Here is a 19,808-nt window from a genome sequence, read left to right as displayed (position 1 = left end):
AAAGATAAAGATTGAATTTTATTTGGAACAATCGTTCTGTTATTCATATGTTTGTATCGGAATGAACGTTCCAGAATAAATAGAAATCAATAAAACATAATTATTATCATGAAAAAACTTGAAAACAAAGTGGCCGTAATTACCGGTGCAACCAGTGGAATTGGTTTGGAAACCGCAAAAAAATACCTTAGCGAAGGTGCCAGAGTAGTCCTTACGGGCAGAAGTCAGGAAAAATTGGATGCCTTAAAAACTGAGCTTACAGGAGATTTCCTTCTGCTAAAAGCTGAAGCGTCCAGTATTTCTGATAGTGCAGCATTGATTGCAAAAACAGTAGAAACATTTGGAAGAATAGATATCCTCTTCTTGAATGCCGGAGTTTTTCGTTTAGAGGGTGTAAATGAACTTACGGAAGACATCTTTGACGAAGTGCATAACATTAATGTACGTGGACCTCTTTTCACCGTTAAGGCTGCTTATGAGCACTTGAATGAAGGCGCAAGTATCATCTTTAATACTTCTATCGTAAACGTGAAAGGTTTTGCAGGGATGGCAGCCTACTCGTCTAGTAAAGCTGCCCTAAGGTCATTGACAAGAACTTTGGCGGCAGAATTTGGACCTAAGGGCATTCGAGTAAACGCAATAGCGCCAGGACCTATTGATACCCCGCTTTATGGAAAACATAATGTACCACAGGAAAACATAGATGAAATGGCCTCTGGCTTTCCATCTATGGTATCATTGGGTAGGTTTGGAAGTGCTGAAGAAGTGGCTTCAACAGCGTTATTTTTAGCATCTGATGATAGCAGTTACATTACTGGAGCGGAAATTCCCGTTGATGGAGGTTTGGCGCAGGTATAATTTTTTTCAATAAATTTGGAACAGTTATTCCAAAATAATGCCAAGAGTAAAGCAATTTAATGAAAAGGAAATATTGAACAAGGCAATGGAACTCTTTTGGGAAAAAGGGTTCCATGCTACTTCAATGCAGAATTTAGTGTCCCATTTGGGCATTAATAGGGCAAGTCTTTATGATACCTTTGGTGGTAAGGAAGAACTCTTTAATAAAGCTTTTACGCAATATAGAAGTGCGACAGGAAACATGCTAAAAGCAATTTTTGATAAGGAAGATTCTGTGCGGACCGGTCTAAAAAAACTCTTTGACATAGCCATTGAAGAAGCACTAACGGACAAAGCCCGTAAAGGCTGTTTTGTTGTCAATACCACTACGGAGCTTATACCTGGCGACGAAGCAATTCATAAAGTTTTAAGCGATAACAAAACTAATGTTGAAAGCCTTTTTATCAATTATGTTCAAAAAGGAATTGATAGAGGCGAGTTTTCCTCTTCTAAAAATGCGGAGAGTATTGGTCTAATGCTTTTTACCCTTTACAGTGGAATGCGGGTTTTGGCAAAAGTGGATTCAAACCCTGATAAACTGAACAGTATGGTGCAAGCAGGACTATCCGTGCTTGACTAGTCATTGTTCCAATTTTTTGTCAATCAAAATCTTTTGTAGTTAAATAAAACTTCTTTTGAATTGTCTGCATCTTCAATAAGTACAAAAACGTTGATTTCATTCTCATTGACCCGTTCATAGGTAATTCCTTCAAAATATGCTTTGTCCTTTTCCAGTTTTACCAATTTAAAATCTATTGTTTCATCCTTATTTTCCCAGGCTTTTAGATTCCCATGAAAGTGCTTCAATTGCATTATTAGCGTAGTGTCTATCTGACGAATGTGCCCAATTTCATAAAAGGAGACCTTATCATCATTTAGTAACCGGAAAACAAACATCATGGAATCTCCCAAAGGAGGACTCCATATTTCTTCTGAAATACCGCCAAAGGCTTCGCCACGCCAATGGCCGGTAATCCAGGATACCTGTTGTAAATCCCCTTTAGGAGGATTCTGACCTTCACTTAGTTGTAAGGTCTTTTGCGCTGTAAGCAACGTAATATTGGAAAGAAATAAAAATAATATAGTTTTCATACAATCCCCATTTAGTGTAGAGACGAATGAAAACAGATTATTTGGACAATGCAAACTTGATATTTACAGAAGTCTCGACCTTTATTTTTTCAAAATCGATATCTAAAGGTTCCGCTTCTGCCATATCCATTTCCATGGCTTTCATTTGCATGCGCGGTGCTTGGTTGTATCTGGGATAATAAGGAGTGGACGTATCCATTATGTGAATGGCCGCTCCGACAGTTTGCCCTAATGGAGCTGTCAAAGCTTCAGCTTTCTTTTTCGCCTTTTTTACAGCTTTGGATTTAAGTTCCAATTCCAACTCATCCATTTTGGAATACTCGGTTTTTTCCAAATAAGTATTGGCAATGTCCAGTTTTTCCAAAGCAACCATTGCTTCCCCAGCTTTTTTTCCAGAATACACCAAAAGAGAATATTGTTTACTCTTTAACACATCTTTTTGGCGTAGAAAGTACTTCTTAAAGTTGCTGCTAAGATCCTTAATTACCAATTGTTTGTCTAGGTCAATTCCTAAAGCCCTTAGGCTTTGAGCCATTTTGTTTTCTTGCTCTTCTACCGATTTTTTTCCTTTGGAATCCTTCTCTTGAATTGTAATGCTCAAATAGATTTTGTCTGGGGTTACAAGAGTATCCACTCTTGCAGAAGTTTCAAGATACGGTACGTCCAAGAAGTTTTTTGATTGTCCCATTACAGAAGTTAATACACAGGTTAGAATAAAGGTAAAAACAATTTTTTTCATCATAGCTAGATTTAAAACAACAAGATTAAATGAATCTTTCTCTTACAAAATTACACTTTAAAAGATGAATCTCTAACAATAAGATTGGTCTTTATTTCTATGGTTTTTGTAATTAAATCTTCTTTTGGATTTTCAATTTCGTCAATGAGATACTTAACGGCGGTTCTACCAATTTTGTTTCCTGGCTGATCTACGGTGGAAAGTGAAGGGGATATAATGGTGGAACTTGCAGAGTTGCTAAAGCCTACAACGGCAATCTCATCTGGAATGCTAACTTTAAACTTGTTCAACGCTTTGATTACCCCGATTGCTGCGCTATCTGTTATTGCAAAAATGGCATCTGGCCTTTTTTTTAAGCTCAGTAGAATATTAGCCATCATCCTACCTTTTGTCAGGGAGATATCTTCTGTGCTCAAGATTATCTTCTCATCAATAGGTAAATTGTGTTCCTTCAAAGCCCTAAGATAACCTTCAAAGCGTTTTTCAGAATTAAAGGATCCTTCGGTTTCCTTGATTATCGCTATTCTTCGCTTCCCTGTATTGATAAGATGTTCCACGGCATTATATGCTGCTTCTTCTTCATTTATTACTACTTGCGTGCAAGGAATTTTCCCAGAAACTTTATCAAACATAACTAGCGGGATTCTATTTACGGTTTGAAGAATATCATCCACGGATTTTGTTTTCCGCGATAAGGCCAAAAGAACACCATCTACTCCAAACTGCATCATGGTCTGCAGCATTTCGGATTGTTTTTTGTCATCATTTTTAGATTCAGATATAATGACCCTGTAACCCAAATTTTCCCCTTCTTCTAGAACCCCTTTAAGTACAGTTGTGGTGAAGTAATGCGAAATATTGGGAACAATTACTCCAAGGATATGGGTTCTATGACTTCTAAACCCACTGGCAAATAAGTTAGGAACATAGTTATGTTCGTTGGCCAGTTTTTTAACCTTTTCCTTAGTTGATTGGCTGATGTCGGGATGATCATTTAAAGCTCTTGAAACTGTTGATATAGAGATATTTAGATTTTTGGCAAGCTCTTTTAAGGTAATGTTATGCTTTTTTTTCATGTTTTCAAATGTAACGTACAAAGTCGGTTTTAAAAATAAAACACTTTGCAAACGTTTTCGCAAACGTTTGCATAACAAAATTGTAAAAAATTACAGAATTCATTAAGGCATTCAAATAATTTTAGCCTATTACTAGTAAAAACATAATGAAACTTAAAAATGTCTCACGAATTAACTAAACGATTATGAAAAACTTAGTATTTGCGATAACAGTCCTTTTTTGTATGGGGATCAGTGTCGCTCAAACAGAGATTACAGGAAATGTAGAGGATGGTTCGGGAGTTCCAATTCTAGGAGCTAATGTATTAGTATTAGGTACCACGGAAGGAACTACGACCGACTTTGACGGGAACTTTGTGCTTTCAACAGACTTAAGCGGGAGTCAAACCATTAGGATATCTTTTATTGGATTTACGCCATCTGAACAAACCGTTGATTTAAATGGTTCAGCACTTTCCTTGGATGTTGTGCTTCAAGAGAGTGGTCAGCAATTAGATGAAGTAGTAATTACGGCGTCCAGTACGTTTAGGTCACAGAAACAGGCACCATTATCAATTAGCTCAAAGAAAATGGCGGAAATCACCAAATTATCCGCCAATAGCCAGGCAGATATATTAAGAAGTGTTCCAGGTATCACTGCTGAAGGCGGTGGTGGTGAAACTGCAACCAACTTATTTGTTAGAGGTCTACCCTCTGGCGGGCAATATGTTTTTAACCCCCTTCAGTATGATGGGATGCCTTTGATTAGTTCATTCGGACTAAACTCATCTGCACATGATGTATATGCTAGACCGGATATTGGATTTAAAGGTGTTGAATTTGTTAGAGGTGGCGCTGCCATATTATATGGTGCAGGATCCGTTGCAGGTATTATCAACTATACGAGTAAAACTGGAGATTCAAACCCAGGTAATATTATAAACGTCGAGTGGGGAGATGGCGATAGGTTTAAAACGGATTTTTATAGCGGTGGCAGACTTGGGGGAGAAGACTCGAATACTTTTTATGCTTTCACTGGTTTTGTTAGAACAGATGATGGTCCGATAGATACAGGTTTAGCTACAAGAGGAGTTCAATTCCGCGGAAATATTAAAAAGCGATTTGAAAACGGATCATTTACAGTTCATGCTCAATTTATTAATGATAGAGCTCAATTCTATTTACCCATACCACTAAGTGCATCAAGAGAAAGAATAGATGGTAATGACGGACAACCTGTGGAGCAGTTATTGTCCGGCGAATTAGAGGAGACCTCATTTTTAACAGCAGGCGGAGTTTATGAAAGCCCTATTGAAGACGGTGTTTTTACAAAAGGCGGCTATGTTATGGGAGATTTCAACTATAACTTTTCGGATAACTTAAGGTTCAAATCCAAAGTAAGATATGCCAACTACGAACATAATTTTGCACTATACGTTGGAGGTAATGGAGACAATGGAAATCCAATTTCACTAAACAATTATGTAAACAGCGTTGATGAAAACAATCAGGGTTTTGTAGCTACCTATCAAGGTGGGGGCGATGCCCAAATAAGCGGTTCCGATTTGGTTGTGGATAATTTACATGTTGATAGGTTGCGACCTATGACTGATTATTCTGGAGAGGCATCATTGACATTAAGGTCAAATGATGATATCCATAACTTTACTATAGGTACATTTTTGTCAAGAACCGAAGCAGAGGATGTGAACTACCAATACCGAGTGCTATCAGAATTCAATAACAATCCTAGATTGGTCAATCTAAGTTATACAGATGAAAATGGTGCCAATGTAGTCTTTTCAGAAGGAGGCCTTACCAATCGTATTGGAATGACATCAAACAGATTTTTAGACCAGAATAGAACTGCTTTTTATCTAACAGATGAAATGGTTTTTGATAGATGGCGTTTTGATGTTGGTTTCAGATACGAATCAACAGAAGGAACTTTTAGCAATGGTGGCATTGTTGAATCAACACTATATGATAATACGGAACTTACGGATGGACTTAGGAATGTGAATTTCGCCGATGGAAGTTTTACCAGGGCAACAATAAGTGCTTCTGACTGGGCATTGTCTTTGGCAGGTTTATATGAGCTCTCAGAAAGCACTAATCTGTATGCAAACTTTTCAAGAGGATTTTTCTTTCCGCAAATAAGAAGTTTTGCTCCGGTTCCAGGTATTCGTGAGTCAAATTACGATTCAGAAAATATTATACAATTTGAGGCTGGTGCTAAATTTGGCACATCAAAATTCTCTGGTTCTGCAGCAGCATATTATGTGAGCTTAAAAGATAGAATACGAATTAATCAAGCCATTGTTGGAGGTTTATTGGTAGACCAAACAAGAACAGAACAGAATACTTCAACCTTTGGTGTGGAGGCTACTTGGAATTATAGATTTACAGATGATCTTAGTCTGCAAGGAACCGCTACATATCAAAATCATGAAATTACCAAGAACATTCAAGAAGATTTGGTCAATGGAGGAACAACAACAACCAATGAGGGCAATGAATTGGCAAGACAGCCTAACCTCTTGGGAACCTTAGGACTTAACTATGATAACAGGGAGTTTGATGCCAATTTTACACTGAACCATACCGGGAAAAAGTTCACTTCAGACATTAATGATGTGGAACTGGATGCTATTACCATTGCACGTTTGGGAGCGGGTTATACCTTTAATACTGCTGATGAAAATTCTGTAAGACTTGGTTTTTCTGTCTTTAATTTATTTGATAGTGATGGTATAACAGAAGGAAATCCAAGGGCAGGAGTAGCCGGTGAAGCTGGAAATCAAGATTTTTTCTTTGGTCGTCCAATTCTTCCGAGAAGATTTTTCTTGACTGCGACATTTAATTTTTAGTCAGTAAAAAAATAGTTTAAGTTAGTTTTCAAGTTCATGCAACATATTGGTGGTGACAGGCCGCCAATATGTTTTTATATGCTATTTATGAGAGAGAAATTGATTAATAGGGCCATTAAGGTGTTGGAAGATAATTTTCAAGATGGTGGTTTTACAATTCCCAGCAAAGGGCTTTATCCCTTTCAATGGAAATGGGATTCAGGTTTTATTGCATTGGGTTTTGCGCATTATGATCTTAAAAAGGCAAAAATTGAAGTTGAAACGTTGTTGGATGCACAATGGGAAAATGGTTTTATTCCACATATAGTTTTTCATACGGATAGTGATTCCTATTTTCCGGGACCCGATTTTCATCAGTCAAACCTTCATCCCCAATCTTCAAAAAAATACCGTTCTACAGGTATGACTCAGCCTCCTGTAATGGGCTTTATCTTGGAAAGATTATTGGAGATTGATAAAGGCAGTGATAAGATGTTGGAATTCATCAGTAAACAAATTGATAAGGTCTATGCGAATCACGTTTATTTTTATGAAAATCGGGATTGGAAAAATGAAGGCCTTATCTATATATACCATAATTGGGAGTCTGGCACGGACAACTCTCCTATGTGGGATGATATTTGGTTGACCATGAACCCTCCAGAATATGAATTTGAAAGAAGGGACACTTCGCATGTAGATGCTTCCCAGCGTCCTTCCAAAAGGGAATATGATCATTACTTGTATATAATTGATGTTGCAAAGAAATATAACTATGATGATGCCAAAATAGCCGAACACTCTCCCTTTTTGGTATTGGATCCTCTTTTTAATTCCATCTTGATAAGGTCAAATGAAGCGTTGATCAAACTATATGGATTGTTGGGAGGGAATGATGAAAGGATTGCATACCTGAAATCCAAACAACAAAAAAGTATTCAAAGTCTGAATGCTAAATTATATAATGATGAGCTTGGGGCCTATGTACATTTTGATTTACGGAACAATAGGCAAATACCATACATTTCATCATCATCCTTTACCCCGCTTTATTCAGGAGCTCCGGATAAGGAAAAAGCAGAACGTTTAGTTAAAACTATGGTTCAAAAATTTGGAGGTGAAGATAGATACCTATGCGCTTCTTTTGACCCAACACACGAAAAATTTAATCCAAGGAAATACTGGAGAGGTCCGGTATGGATTAACATGAATTGGATGCTTTATCATGGACTAAAAAGATATGGATATGATCAGCTTGGACAAAGGGTTAAAAATGATTCGCTTGAGCTGGTCAAAAATAATGGCTTTTTTGAGTATTTTGATTCAAGGAAGGCCAACCCAGATGCTGAAAACAGTGGATATGGCGGAGATAATTTTTCATGGAGTGCCGCTTTATTGATAGATTTTTTAAAGGAGGAATCTTAAGCTTTAGATAATGGTACTTGACTTTACTAAGGATTATGTTTTGGAAAACGATAAAGTAAAGCTGGTCCCGTTGACTCCTGATCATACTGTGCTTTTACAAGAAATTTCAAGGGAGGAAGATCTTTGGACCTATTTTTTAGGAAAGTCAGATGGCAGCAGGGATTTTGAAAATTACATTCTTGAAGCTATTACTGATCGCGATAAAAAAAGCGGATACCCTTTTGCGGTCTATGACAAAATGAAAAAGTGTTATGCAGGCTGTACACGTTTTTTTGATTATCAAGAAGACTTAAATACAATACGCTTGGGATATACTTGGTATGGCAGGGATTTTAGGGGCACAGGATTAAATAAGAACTGCAAATACTTAATGTTTCAATTTGCTTTTGACCAAATCGGTTTGGAAAGAGTAGGATTGGGTGCTCACTCAGAAAACAAAGTTAGTATCGCGGCGATGCAAAGTGTGGGATGTGTTAAAGAAGGAGAAATTCGAAATCTTTTCCCTTCCATCCATGGTTATGGAAGATCAGATGCTGTTTTGCTAGGCATTCTTAAACATGAATGGCTTAAAATCAAAAAGGAAAACTTAAAGAATAGATTATGAACTATATAGATTACATCATCATTGTAGTATACCTCATTGTTTTTTTGGGAATAGGCTATTTTTTTAAGGAAAACAAAAGTTCAAGTGATTATTTCTTGGGAGGTAGAAGTATGGGATGGTTCCCATTAAGTCTTTCAACCATGGCCACCCAATTATCTGCAATAAGCTTCATTTCTGCTCCAGCCTTTGTGGGTTTAAAAGAAGGAGGGGGATTGCAGTGGTTAACTTATGAATTTGGGGTGCCGTTGGCTATGGCTTTTTTGTTGATAGCTGTAATTCCTACATTGTACAAATCAGGAATTGTGAGTGTTTATGAATATTTGGAAAAACGGTTTGATGCCTCTTCACGCTTATTGATAAGTTTTGTTTTTCAAATTAGCCGTTCCGTGGCAACTGGGGTTATGGTCTATACCATGGCCTTGATTTTACAAGCTACCGTAGGGGTTGACTTTTGGATTTCCATTCTAATAATTGGTGTTATTACATTGGTGTACTCCTTTCAAGGTGGAATGAAAGCCGTTATTTGGGGGGACGTAATTCAAATGATTATTTTGTTTTTAGGAATCATAATATGTTTGATATATGGAATAAGCGAGTTGGGTGGATTTGAAAATTTTCTTACTAATGTGGACCAAGATCGTATTACCGCTGTTGATTTTACTAAATGGGGTTTTGACAATGCTGATGGAGGTGATGAATTTGGTTTCTGGCCTATGGTCATTGGCGGGTTTTTTCTTTACGCCTCTTACTATGGAACTGATCAGACACAATCGCAAAGACTGCTGTCTGCCAAAGGGATGCCAACCATAAAAAAATTACTCTTGGCCAATGGACTATTTAGGTTCCCCCTTACCCTTACCTATTGTGTAATGGGTCTTGTATTGGGTACTCTTTTAGTTCAAGATACTAGCTTTCAAGAGATGATGGATACGGTTTACCAGGCTAACATTGGTTCACTTGAAGGAAAAAAAGCGGACTTAATGGTACCTGTTTTTATCATCAACTATTTACCAAATGGAATTATTGGAATTTTAATTGTAGCCATCATGTCAGCTGCAATGTCTTCCTTAAGTTCAACTGTTAATTCGCTATCTGCAGTAACTATGGAAGATTTTGTAAAAAGATTCAGACCAGATATAAGCGATAAAAAATATGTAATGAGCTCTAGGTTCCTTTCTCTATTTTGGGGATTGGTCTGTTTGTCCTTTGCTTTTTTTGCAGGAAATATTGAAGGAACGGTCATTGAGGTCATCAATAAAATAAGCTCAATTTTCTATGGTCCAATTTTAGCTGCGTTTATCTTGGCTATACTTACTAAAAAAACCCATGCTCTAGGAGCTAATTTGGGTATTGTAGTTGGAGTACTGTTCAATATGTGCTTGTGGCTTTATGTGCCTGAGATATTTTGGTTTTGGTGGAATGCCATCGGTTGTTTGGTAACCATAGTTGTAGCGGTGCTATTTAGCTATGTAATTAAGAGAAAAGCTAATGAAGGGTTAGAGGTGGTTTATTACTCAGGTAGAAAAGAGCTCATTATATTGGGCTCGTTTTTTCTGTTAATCGTAGTTTTGAGTATTGGGTTACCCAAGTTTTTCAGTTAACTATCTTTAAAAATGAAGTTTGTTATAGCTCCGGATAAATATAAAGGTTCCTTGACCGGGTTTCAATTTTGTGATGCTGTTAGCAATGGAATTAAAATGGTTTTTCCTGAGGCCATCATTATTAAAAAACCATTGGCTGATGGGGGAGATGGCACCATAGAAGTTGTAAAAGAATACTTAAATGCAAATAATGAATCCATAACCGTAGCGGATCCATTGTTTAGGAAGATTTCTGCCAACTATTTACTTTCCGAAGATAAAAGCGTAGCCTTTATTGAAATGTCTGAAGCCTCTGGCTACAAATTACTGGATAAGGAAGAGATGAACTGTATGCATACCACCTCTTTGGGAACGGGACAGATGATTGCAGATGCATTGCACAAAGGCGCTAAACAAATAATCTTGGGAATTGGAGGTAGTGCTACCAATGATGGCGGAATGGGAATGGCCACCGCTTTGGGCTATGGTTTTTTGGATAAGGACGGAAATAAATTGAGTCCTATTGGGGAAAATCTAATCAAGGTGAACAAAGTTGATAAGACGAAGGTGAATAATGGCTTGAAGGATGTAGAAATCAAAGTGGCCTGTGATGTAAATAATCCATTGTATGGTAAAAACGGGGCAGCATATATTTATGGCCCCCAAAAAGGAGCGTCCATAGAAGAAGTTGAGTTTTTGGATAAAGGACTTGAGAATTTTGCTAAGGTCGTTTATTCAGATTTTGGGGTTGATGTTCAAAATATTCCGGGCGCAGGAGCCGCCGGAGGTATGGGAGCCGGCGCCAAGATTTTTCTAAATGCAGTTTTAACTTCAGGAGTGGACTTGGTTATGGAAATGGCCAATTTTGAAAGCGCATTGACTGATGCTGATTGGATTATTACTGGCGAAGGTCAATTGGATGGACAAACTTTTTCTGGTAAAACCATCAATGGTGTGCTAAAATCAGCAAATAAAAAGAAGATTCCTGTTGCTGCTTTCTGCGGATCTGTGATGATTTCCGTTGATGAAATGAAAGCATTGGGACTTACCTATGCAATATCAATTTTAAATGAAATAGGTAACCTTGATGATGCTAAAACCAATAGCTATAAAAATCTGGAACAAGCCACTTATAATTTTGCCAGTCTTATTAAGATAAATAGTACTTAAAACACTTAATAAGCCGTTTTCATTTTAAAATTTATTGAAGTTTTTACTGTAGGCCATTCATTTTCTAAAATGGAAAAAATAACCGTATCCCGAATATTTCCTTGTTGATCAATTCGGTGGTTTCTTATAATACCGTCCTGTTTGGCCCCTAGTCTAAGAATGGCGTTTCTGGAAGGAAAATTATGAAAGTTGGTTTTAAATTCTACCGCAATTGCATTCCTATCTTCAAAGGCGTGTTTTAATAAAAGATATTTGCATTCCGTATTGATTCCTGTACGTTGTGTGCTTTGAGCATACCATGTATACCCAATTTCTACCCTTCTGTTTGAAGCATCTACACTGCAATATCTACTAGAGCCAACAACAGATTTTGTCTTTTTATCAATAATTACAAAAGGTAGCGCAAGGCCATTTTCTCGATCTTCAAGAGCGTTACTTATATAAGTATCAATGGTTTTTGAAGAAGGCACCGAAGTATACCATAATTCCCATAACTTACCATCTGCTGCTGCTGCCAACAAATCAGGTTTATGAGATGCTTCCATCGGAATCAGTTTAACCAATTCACCTTCCAGAGTTATTGGATTTAACCATGTTTCCATGTTGTTCAGTTTTAAACCCCAAAGATAAGTTTATTGTTTTTCCAAACCTTATAAGCTTCTCTCATACAATGTCCGCAAGGGCGATAACCTTCCTTTATAGCGTCTTTATCGGAATCAAAGAAAACACGATTCTCAACCTTTAGACGTTTTCCTGATTTACAACGTAGAGTTCCATATATCTTAAGATTTTTGTTCCCTGCCCATTGTATTTTTCTTTGTTTTAAGAATCTAAAAAGCTCAGAGGAAGTGATTTCTTTATGTTCAATCATGGTTATGAAGTAGCATCATGGAAAATAATGCCCAATGTGTATCGCTCTCCAGAATGTACCTCACTAACACCATGTTTCATGGTAACACGATAATGTCCCTTTTTTCCTTTCATAGGTCTAAAATTGGTCGTAAAAATGAGCATGGAACCTTTTTTTGGACGTAAAACTATTGCCTTGGATTGCGCTCGCGGAACCTGTTGTGTCATCACAAATTCACCACCAGTATAATTAGTCTCTGGGTCATTTAAAAATAGAACTGCTTGTAACGGAAAATAAATTTCTCCATATAAATCCTGATGAAGTGTATTGTAACCCCCTTTTCCATATTTCAAAATTAGCGGGGTGGCTAAAGATTGCCCATGAATCTTGCATTGATGGTGCAACTCTGATAAGGTTGAAGGAAATGAAAGATTCAGTTTTAAGTTGTTCATCCATTGGTTTGCTACCAGTGCGAGTTTTGGATACGTTTTTTCTCGTAGTTGTTGCAATGTTTCTGGAAGTGGATATCTAAAATACTTATAAGTTCCTGACCCAAAGCGATAGCGTTCCATTTCTACGGTTTTGCGATAAAGCGTGGAGTCCGTGAATCCATCGATTAGTTCTGAGCAATGGGTATCATCCAACACATTTTCTAGAATAGAATACCCCTGTTGCGCTATCTCATTTTGTACGTTTTGCCAAATAATACCGTCCAATCTATCTTTCTTGATTTCCATAAGATTCAAGTATTAAATGTTTAACGTGATTGAGCGGCTTCCCATCCAATGATGGCCGTTTTGCGAATACTATCCCAACGATAACCGCCTAAATTTCCTGAAGATTGAATGACCCTGTGACATGGAATTAAATAGGCGATTGGGTTGCTGCCAATAGCTGTGCCTACTGCTCTGGATGCCTTTGGTCTTTTTATGACATCAGCAATTTTTCCGTACGTGGCCAATTGACCTTTGGGTATTCTTAATAAAGATTCCCAGACTTTTAATTGAAAATCTGTGCCCTTTAAATGAAGTTTGATTTCTGAAATCTGACTCCAATCATTTGCAAAGACCATTAGCGCATTTACCTGTGTCTGATCCACTCGTTGATGATATTGTGCCTTTGGAAACTGCGATTTAAGCTCATAAAGGCCTTGCTCCTCATCGTCGGTAAAAGCTACATGACATAAACCTTTGGGTGTAGAAGCAATTACCACAAGTCCAAACGGACTATGGGCATAACTGTAATTTATAGTTAAGTTTTCACCAGAATTTTTGTATTCCCCTGGTGTCATCCCTTCAATAGTGATAAATAGATCATGCAATCTACTTGTTCCAGAAAGTCCCGTTTCTATGGCGGCATCAAATAATGTGGCCTTACTTTCGTCCAAGACTGCTTTGGCATGTTGAACACTGGTATATTGTAAAAACTTTTTTGGACTTATCCCTGCCCATTCCTTAAAGATTCGTTGGAAATGATATGGGCTTAAATGTACTTGTTCGGCAATTTCGTCTAAAGACGGCTGTTCCTTAAAATTGGACCTAATATGCGCAATGGCCTTGGCAATGCGGTCATAATTTAGCTGTTCTTGTTCGTTCATAATACCTGTTTTATTTTATCCAAAAGTAGAAAGGATGCATATGGTGGAAAACCCGATTCTTGCTGTTTTTAACTCGAACCAGGGAGAAACCCATGTAAGAGGAGGCGCTTGGAACATGCTATCTAAAATTATAAATTTCTTAGGTAGCAGGAACACATATAATATATCTTTAAGGCATACATTTTAAATAAATGCATTTGAATTAGAGTAAAATGGCCGTTGTTTATGACAAATATTATCAAGTAGAAAATCTTTTTGGAGAACCATACCCCGAATTGATAGAATTTTTATCGAATTGGATAAAAAAAGGAACACTACTGGATTTAGGTTGTGGTCAAGGAAGAGACGCCATACCAATATCAAGAATGGGCTATAAAGTAACTGGAGTGGATAACTCTAGAGTAGGCATTGAACAGATGAACCGTATTGCTTCAAAGGAAAAGTTAGCTCTAAAAGGAATAGCAGGTGATATTTTTGCTTTCGAAGATTTCCGCAATTTTGATATTGTACTTCTTGACAGCATGTTCCACTTCAATAAGAAAGATAAAAAGAGAGAAACTGATTTTATAAAAGAACTGATAGACAAGATCAAAAATGAAGCTTTGATTATCTTTTGCATTCAAGATTCTGGCAATAAAGTCAAAATTTTGAAGGATATAGTAAATGATACAGGAAAGGTTGAAAAAATGACTGAGAATGAATTTGAATATGTTTATGAAGACGCCAAAACTAAACATAAGTCAAGAACGAAATACAAGATGTTGGTTTTTAGTAAGTAAACCAAAAAGTAAAACCCAATTTTGATGTTGAAATATTTCTTTACTACCTTGAAATAGAATGAAAACCAAAAACTTTATAGGCTTAATACTCTTTATCGCAGTGCTTCTGGGCGTATTGATTTATTGGCGGGAATACGCTACCAGAGATCAGGTAGTGCTTTATCAGGTTGTGTTATGGCAACTTGGTATTTGGGTGCCCTGGATTCTTGGTTTTAAGATCTTGGATAAAATCATCAAGAGTACTTCTGAATCTAAATTTACCTTACCGCTGCTGTTGGGTACTGGCTTGTTGTTAATCTGTTTGCATTTTGGTTGGTTTTTTAAATTTAGCTCCACATACAGTCCGTACTTAGATTTGGAAGGATCTAAGTTTGGTGTATATCGCTACTTTTTTATCTTTTGGACATTAGTGGATATTGGATTGGTATGGTTTATTATTGATAAGTTGAGAGTAACAGAAAAAGAAGAGCTAGAACCACCTCTATTGTTTGAACTGACCAGAGGAGGCAATAAATACTTCTGCGAACCTTCCCAAATTCATTTATTGGCAGCCGAAAATTATTATACCAAGCTATTTACCACAGAAGGTGTTTTTGTAATGCGAAAACCCTTAAAATATTTCCATGATATTCTTCCTCTGAATACATTCAGGAAAATCCATCGATCTACCATAATTAATGTAAACTATGTATCTGAACTTTCCAGAGGCAATGATCATAGTCTAGAAGTAATCATGAAAGATGGTACTAGACGAAGAGTGAGTAGAAGTTTTATCAAAGAGATTACCCTTTTCTTTAAGGATAGAACGTATTAACACCATTCGCTATCAAAAGCTTGTCCGTTTACTGCAAGCGCTAAATTCCATTCTGATAATTGGGTAAGTTTAGGATTCAAGTTCTGGGCTCAGATTCTGTTGTCCCAGTAGATGTTCATCAATCAATCTTCACCTAATCATGAATTCTAAAATAGACATATGCCATCCTATACATTAACGGTAAACAGTGTAGAAAAAACTGTTTCAGTAGATACAGACACCCCTTTGCTTTGGGTGCTAAGAGACGAACTGGGATTAACAGGCACCAAGTATGGTTGCGGAAAAGGTCTTTGTGGGGCCTGCACTGTGCAATATAAAGGCAATGCCGTTAGGTCCTGTACACTAACGGTTGACTCCGTTTTGGAAGGAAACATCACCACTATTGAAGGCTTGTCTGAAGGCCAAAAGCATCCAGTACAACAAGCGTGGATGGAATTGGATGTGCCGCAATGTGGGTACTGCCAGTCAGGTCAAATAATAAGCGCTGCTACATTACTTTCCAAAAACCCCAACCCTACAGAGGAAGAGATAAATGCTGGCATGGCAGGTAATATCTGCAGATGCGGTACGTACACCAGAATACGTGAAGCCATCCAATTGGCTGCTAGCAAACTAGATGAATAATGCGGCCCTTAACACTACTTTTAATAGTATCTCTAATCGTGAAATCCCATGGACAGGATTTTCAATTTAAGCGTATTGATTTAACTAAAAATCAGCAAGGATCTAGAGGAGTTTCTATCGCTGATCTCGACAAGAACGGATTTCTTGATATCGTAGTGGCCAATCAGGTTGATTCCATCCAGCTTTTAGGAAATGCCATAGTGTTCAATTATGAAAATGGTTTTAAAGAAATGGCCATCGCAAATGACAATATCAATGCATGGAGTGAATCTGTGCATACCGTTGATGTGGATAATGATAATGATTTCGACATCTTTTTCACCACACAGTTTGGCGTACCCAACCTCCTGTTCATTAATGATGGATCAGGAAAATTTTCACTAGGTTCAGCCGGAGATCTGACTGAAGATAAGACCAATTCTCCGGGAGCCTGCTGGTGTGACTATGATCAGGATGGGGACTTGGATGTTTTTATAGTGAACAGGGATGGTGAAGATGACAACCTATATACAAATAATGGTAAAGGAGTATTTGTGAAAAATATTGATGGACCCTGGATAGGGAATAAGGGAGATGGGAGGTCCTGTTCCTGGGGCGATTTAAATGGAGATGGAAAACCTGATTTGTACGTGGCAAATTTTGTGGTAAAAGAGGATGGACAGGTAAAAGGAAAACACAGAAATTATCTTTATCTGAACTCCAAGGATGGAAAATTTATAGAGGAGAAAAAAGGCATTCTCGTGGAAGAATTAAATGCCTCGTATGGCGTTTTTCTTGTTGATTATGATTACGATAGAGACCTTGATATTTATGTTACAAACGTTTCCGTTGCCGATGAAAATGCATTCTATGAAAATTCCGGAACAGGAATATTCAAAAAATTGACAGATAGTGAAGTTGCCTATGAAGTGCATCGCCCCTCAAAAGGGCAAACTTGGGGAGATTTTAATACTGATGGTTTTTTGGATGTATATGTTGCTAACGGCACAGAAGGATATCCAGAAATTCAGAATTTTTTCTTCTCAGGAAAATCGGATCGCTCCTTCAATAGAATTTACAACACACTTCCGGCAATAGATGATCATATATCGGCGGGGACCGCCTCTGGGGACTTGGACAATGATGGTGATTTAGATTTATATGTGTGTAATTGGGGAGCTGATGCTGAAGCCAATGATTACTATATCAATCAAAACCAAACCAATCACTGGATAAAGTTTCAATTAAAAGGAATTTCCTCCAATAGCTATGGTATTGGTAGCTGGGTAACACTCTCCCTTAATGATGGTACGGTTCAAACTAGATACTTCTCTAGAGAAACAGGCTACGGAAGTGAAAATGCTCCAGAAATTCACTTTGGCATCCCAGCTTCGGCAAAAATAAATACAATTGAAGTGGAATGGCCTTCTGGGGTAAAACAGAGTGGGAAGAACTTGGAGGCAAATTTTGCCTATGAGGTTATTGAAGGCAAAGAAATTAAACGAATTGAAAAATGAAAAACATGCTAAAAAGAAGAAATTTCATCAAACTTACAGTTTCGGCCAGCGGAGCCCTTATTGCAGGAGTGCATCTGCAATCGTGCATGCCTAAAAAACCACAGGCGGAAGTACATCAGTTTTCGCCACTTATTAAAATTGATATGGACGGGTGGATTTCCCTGATTGCCAAGAATCCAGAAATAGGACAGGGAGTAAAAACAGCTTTGCCCATGATTTTGGCGGAGGAACTTGGTGCCAATTGGAACAAAGTGAAAGTGGTTCAAGCGGATTATGATACAATTTATGACGAGCAATGGGCAGGAGGTAGCTATGCCATCATCTTAAATTGGGATTTAATGCGAACAGCGGGAGCCATGGTAAGACAGGTGTTCATAGAAGCGGCATCAAAAAAAATGAACCTTCCTGTTGAAGAATTTATAACAAAAAACAGCAAGGTATTCCACACAAAATCTGATAAGACTTTGCCTTTTGAAGAACTAATTGCCGAAGCTTCACAAATACCATTGCCAGAGGAGGTTGAATTTAAACCAACGGATTCCTTTGAAATTGTAGGGAAAAGCATTCCTCAAGTGGATTTAGATAAACTGGTAAGTGGAGGTGCTGAATTTGCCATTGATATAAAACTACCGGAAATGGTATATGCCACTGTTTTAAAAAACCCTGTTTTTGAGGGTGGTGTAAGCAGTTATGATGATGAAGACGCAAGGTTGGTAAATGGTGTTATCGACATTATAGAACTCAACAACGCAGCATATGGAGGGAGACTTCTTGGCCCAAACAGCCCCAATTTTGTGAATGGTGTTGCGGTTATTGCGAATTCAACTTGGGCAACATTTAAGGCGGCAAAGAAACTTAAGGTTGTTTGGGATAATACTGCTTCAAGAAGAGAGAATACAAATGAGATTTTTGAACGATTTCATGCCCAGCTTTCAAATACATCCATAGAAAGAAAGGATGGAGACATAGCTAAGGCGAAACGAAGTGCCGCTTCAAGTTTTGAAGCCGTTTATGAAGTTCCTTTTTTGGCACATGCAACTATGGAACCCATGAATTGCACCGTTGATTTTAGAACCGATGTTTGTGAAGTGTGGGCTCCAACACAAAACCCAGAAGCGCTGCAAGAAGGACTGATTAAATTGTTTGGATTACAACCAGAGCAGATTAAAATTCACTTGCCAAGAATAGGGGGTGCGTTTGGAAGAAGATATTACGTGGATTATGCTATGGATGCGGCTGTCTTATCCAAAAAAACGGGAAAACCAGTTAAACTTACATGGACTAGGGAAGAAGACATCAGGCATGATTGGTATAGACCTGGGAGTATACAGAAAATATCGGCTTCACTGGATAAAGATGGTATGGTAACGGGGTGGCAGCACATTTTGGCCAATGCTTCACGTAAAACTTCATTAGGACGGGAAGGTGGACCTGCAGGTACCGAAATAGATGAATATGATTTTCCAGCCGGATTTGTTCCAAATCTTCAATTGGAATATGGTCATGTGTTGAGTGATATTCCTCTGGGACAGTGGCGTGCCGTTGCTTCCTCCGCCAATGCATTTACAGTGCATTGCTTTTTGGACGAGTTAGCGTTTTTGAACAAGACAGACCCCATAGATTATTTTTTAAAGTTTCTAGGCCCTGAAAGAATGGTTCCTGTGGTGGATGATTATGAGTTTGACTTGAAACGCTTGATTCATGTGGTGGAGAAAGTAAGGCAAAACAGCAATTGGGATACACCTTTACCAGAAGGACAGGGAAGGGGTTTTGCGGCTCGTAAGGGTGCGGGATCTTTTATTGCTGAAGTAGTAACAGTGCGTACAGATGAAAACGAAAAAATAAAGATTCTACGGGTAGATGCAGTGGTTGATTGTGGAATGGTGGTAAACCCTTCAGGAGCTAAAGCGCAAGTTGAAGGAGGAATCCTTGAAGGACTTTGTGCGGCGCTTTATGGAGAAATAACGTTTAAAGATGGAGCTACTGAGCAGTCTAATTTTCATGACTACAAATGGATGCGAATGCGAGAAGCACCGGAGATACATATAGAATTCATAAAAAATGAGTTGCCTCCAAGAGGTCTTGGTGAACCTCCTTTACCACCGGCAATCCCGGCTTTGGCAAATGCTATTTATGTGGCAACGGGAAAACGAATTAGAAAATTGCCGATAGTTCAATAATAGGTCTTTGACCTCGCAAGAGCATTTTCGATTTCACCGTTTCGCCTCGGAAATATT

The 19,808-nt window shown here is 37.9% G+C and carries 19 protein-coding genes; 12 read left to right on the top strand and 7 right to left on the bottom strand.

Annotation, left to right across the window (positions count from 1 at the left end):
• Positions 1 to 108 precede the first annotated feature (108 nt).
• Both SJY44_RS01095 and SJY44_RS01090 read left to right on the top strand, forming a co-directional pair.
• Positions 109 to 858 carry an SDR family NAD(P)-dependent oxidoreductase gene (locus SJY44_RS01095; protein ID WP_396590915.1) on the top strand — a complete coding sequence of 250 codons (750 nt, stop codon included), beginning with the start codon at positions 109 to 111 and terminating at the stop codon, positions 856 to 858.
• A gap of 37 nt (positions 859 to 895) precedes the next feature.
• Positions 896 to 1,477, top strand: coding sequence for a TetR/AcrR family transcriptional regulator (locus tag SJY44_RS01090; RefSeq protein WP_396590914.1), 582 nt, complete (start codon positions 896 to 898; stop codon positions 1,475 to 1,477).
• A gap of 23 nt (positions 1,478 to 1,500) precedes the next feature.
• On the opposite strand, the gene SJY44_RS01085 is transcribed toward SJY44_RS01090, so the two are convergent.
• Genes SJY44_RS01085 through SJY44_RS01075 form a run of 3 tightly spaced genes read right to left on the bottom strand, consistent with a single transcriptional unit; the run spans position 1,501 to position 3,804 of the window.
• Positions 1,501 to 1,989: a DUF6265 family protein gene (locus SJY44_RS01085; RefSeq protein ID WP_396590913.1), complete on the bottom strand. Its 489-nt coding sequence runs from the start codon at positions 1,987 to 1,989 to the stop codon at positions 1,501 to 1,503.
• Between the two features lie 37 nt (positions 1,990 to 2,026).
• Positions 2,027 to 2,728 (bottom strand): SIMPL domain-containing protein, encoded by a 702-nt coding sequence (locus SJY44_RS01080; protein WP_396590912.1) that lies wholly within the window; start codon positions 2,726 to 2,728, stop codon positions 2,027 to 2,029.
• A 50-nt stretch (positions 2,729 to 2,778) separates the two neighbouring features.
• On the bottom strand, positions 2,779 to 3,804 hold the full coding sequence (locus SJY44_RS01075) for a LacI family DNA-binding transcriptional regulator (protein WP_396590911.1): 1,026 nt from the start codon (positions 3,802 to 3,804) through the stop codon (positions 2,779 to 2,781).
• 185 nt (positions 3,805 to 3,989) lie between these two features.
• On the opposite strand from SJY44_RS01075, the gene SJY44_RS01070 reads away from it, so the two are divergent.
• The 5 genes from SJY44_RS01070 to SJY44_RS01050 all read left to right on the top strand — a co-directional run bounded on the left by SJY44_RS01070 (position 3,990) and on the right by SJY44_RS01050 (position 11,411).
• On the top strand, positions 3,990 to 6,653 hold the full coding sequence (locus tag SJY44_RS01070; protein ID WP_396590910.1) for a TonB-dependent receptor domain-containing protein: 2,664 nt from the start codon (positions 3,990 to 3,992) through the stop codon (positions 6,651 to 6,653).
• A gap of 87 nt (positions 6,654 to 6,740) precedes the next feature.
• Positions 6,741 to 8,057 (top strand): MGH1-like glycoside hydrolase domain-containing protein, encoded by a 1,317-nt coding sequence (locus SJY44_RS01065; RefSeq protein ID WP_396590909.1) that lies wholly within the window; start codon positions 6,741 to 6,743, stop codon positions 8,055 to 8,057.
• A gap of 10 nt (positions 8,058 to 8,067) precedes the next feature.
• Positions 8,068 to 8,661: a GNAT family N-acetyltransferase gene (locus SJY44_RS01060; RefSeq protein WP_396590908.1), complete on the top strand. Its 594-nt coding sequence runs from the start codon at positions 8,068 to 8,070 to the stop codon at positions 8,659 to 8,661.
• Positions 8,658 to 10,262 carry a sodium:solute symporter gene (locus tag SJY44_RS01055; RefSeq protein WP_396590907.1) on the top strand — a complete coding sequence of 535 codons (1,605 nt, stop codon included), beginning with the start codon at positions 8,658 to 8,660 and terminating at the stop codon, positions 10,260 to 10,262. The genes SJY44_RS01060 and SJY44_RS01055 overlap by 4 nt, the downstream gene beginning before the upstream one ends.
• A gap of 12 nt (positions 10,263 to 10,274) precedes the next feature.
• On the top strand, positions 10,275 to 11,411 hold the full coding sequence (locus tag SJY44_RS01050) for a glycerate kinase (RefSeq protein ID WP_396590906.1): 1,137 nt from the start codon (positions 10,275 to 10,277) through the stop codon (positions 11,409 to 11,411).
• Between the two features lie 5 nt (positions 11,412 to 11,416).
• Here SJY44_RS01050 and SJY44_RS01045 read toward each other — a convergent pair whose 3' ends face one another.
• Genes SJY44_RS01045 through SJY44_RS01030 form a run of 4 tightly spaced genes read right to left on the bottom strand, consistent with a single transcriptional unit; the run spans position 11,417 to position 13,858 of the window.
• Entirely contained in the window at positions 11,417 to 12,013 is a 597-nt protein-coding gene (locus SJY44_RS01045) for a GNAT family N-acetyltransferase (protein WP_396590905.1), read from the bottom strand.
• Between the two features lie 11 nt (positions 12,014 to 12,024).
• A complete protein-coding gene (locus SJY44_RS01040) occupies positions 12,025 to 12,282 on the bottom strand; it encodes an Ada metal-binding domain-containing protein (protein ID WP_396590904.1) in 258 nt (85 codons plus the stop codon).
• A gap of 2 nt (positions 12,283 to 12,284) precedes the next feature.
• A complete protein-coding gene (locus SJY44_RS01035; protein WP_396590903.1) occupies positions 12,285 to 12,998 on the bottom strand; it encodes a 2OG-Fe(II) oxygenase in 714 nt (237 codons plus the stop codon).
• A 20-nt stretch (positions 12,999 to 13,018) separates the two neighbouring features.
• A complete protein-coding gene (locus tag SJY44_RS01030) occupies positions 13,019 to 13,858 on the bottom strand; it encodes a bifunctional transcriptional activator/DNA repair enzyme AdaA (RefSeq protein WP_396590902.1) in 840 nt (279 codons plus the stop codon).
• 212 nt (positions 13,859 to 14,070) lie between these two features.
• On the opposite strand from SJY44_RS01030, the gene SJY44_RS01025 reads away from it, so the two are divergent.
• The 5 genes from SJY44_RS01025 to SJY44_RS01005 all read left to right on the top strand — a co-directional run bounded on the left by SJY44_RS01025 (position 14,071) and on the right by SJY44_RS01005 (position 19,751).
• The gene (locus SJY44_RS01025; protein WP_396590901.1) at positions 14,071 to 14,637 is read left to right on the top strand and encodes a class I SAM-dependent methyltransferase; all 567 of its coding nucleotides are present in this window, start codon (positions 14,071 to 14,073) and stop codon (positions 14,635 to 14,637) included.
• A gap of 58 nt (positions 14,638 to 14,695) precedes the next feature.
• The gene (locus SJY44_RS01020; RefSeq protein ID WP_396590900.1) at positions 14,696 to 15,451 is read left to right on the top strand and encodes a LytTR family DNA-binding domain-containing protein; all 756 of its coding nucleotides are present in this window, start codon (positions 14,696 to 14,698) and stop codon (positions 15,449 to 15,451) included.
• A gap of 159 nt (positions 15,452 to 15,610) precedes the next feature.
• Positions 15,611 to 16,075: a (2Fe-2S)-binding protein gene (locus SJY44_RS01015; protein WP_396590899.1), complete on the top strand. Its 465-nt coding sequence runs from the start codon at positions 15,611 to 15,613 to the stop codon at positions 16,073 to 16,075.
• On the top strand, positions 16,075 to 17,571 hold the full coding sequence (locus SJY44_RS01010) for a CRTAC1 family protein (RefSeq protein WP_396590898.1): 1,497 nt from the start codon (positions 16,075 to 16,077) through the stop codon (positions 17,569 to 17,571). The genes SJY44_RS01015 and SJY44_RS01010 overlap by 1 nt, the downstream gene beginning before the upstream one ends.
• Complete coding sequence (locus SJY44_RS01005) at positions 17,568 to 19,751, top strand: molybdopterin cofactor-binding domain-containing protein (protein WP_396590897.1); 2,184 nt, start codon at positions 17,568 to 17,570, stop codon at positions 19,749 to 19,751. Before SJY44_RS01010 ends, SJY44_RS01005 begins: the two co-directional genes overlap by 4 nt.
• The last annotated feature ends 57 nt before the right edge of the window (positions 19,752 to 19,808 follow it).

It is taken from the genome of Allomuricauda sp. R78024, from assembly GCF_044596045.1.
Lineage (GTDB): Bacteria > Bacteroidota > Bacteroidia > Flavobacteriales > Flavobacteriaceae > Flagellimonas.
This window is presented reverse-complemented; position numbering and strand designations above follow the sequence as displayed.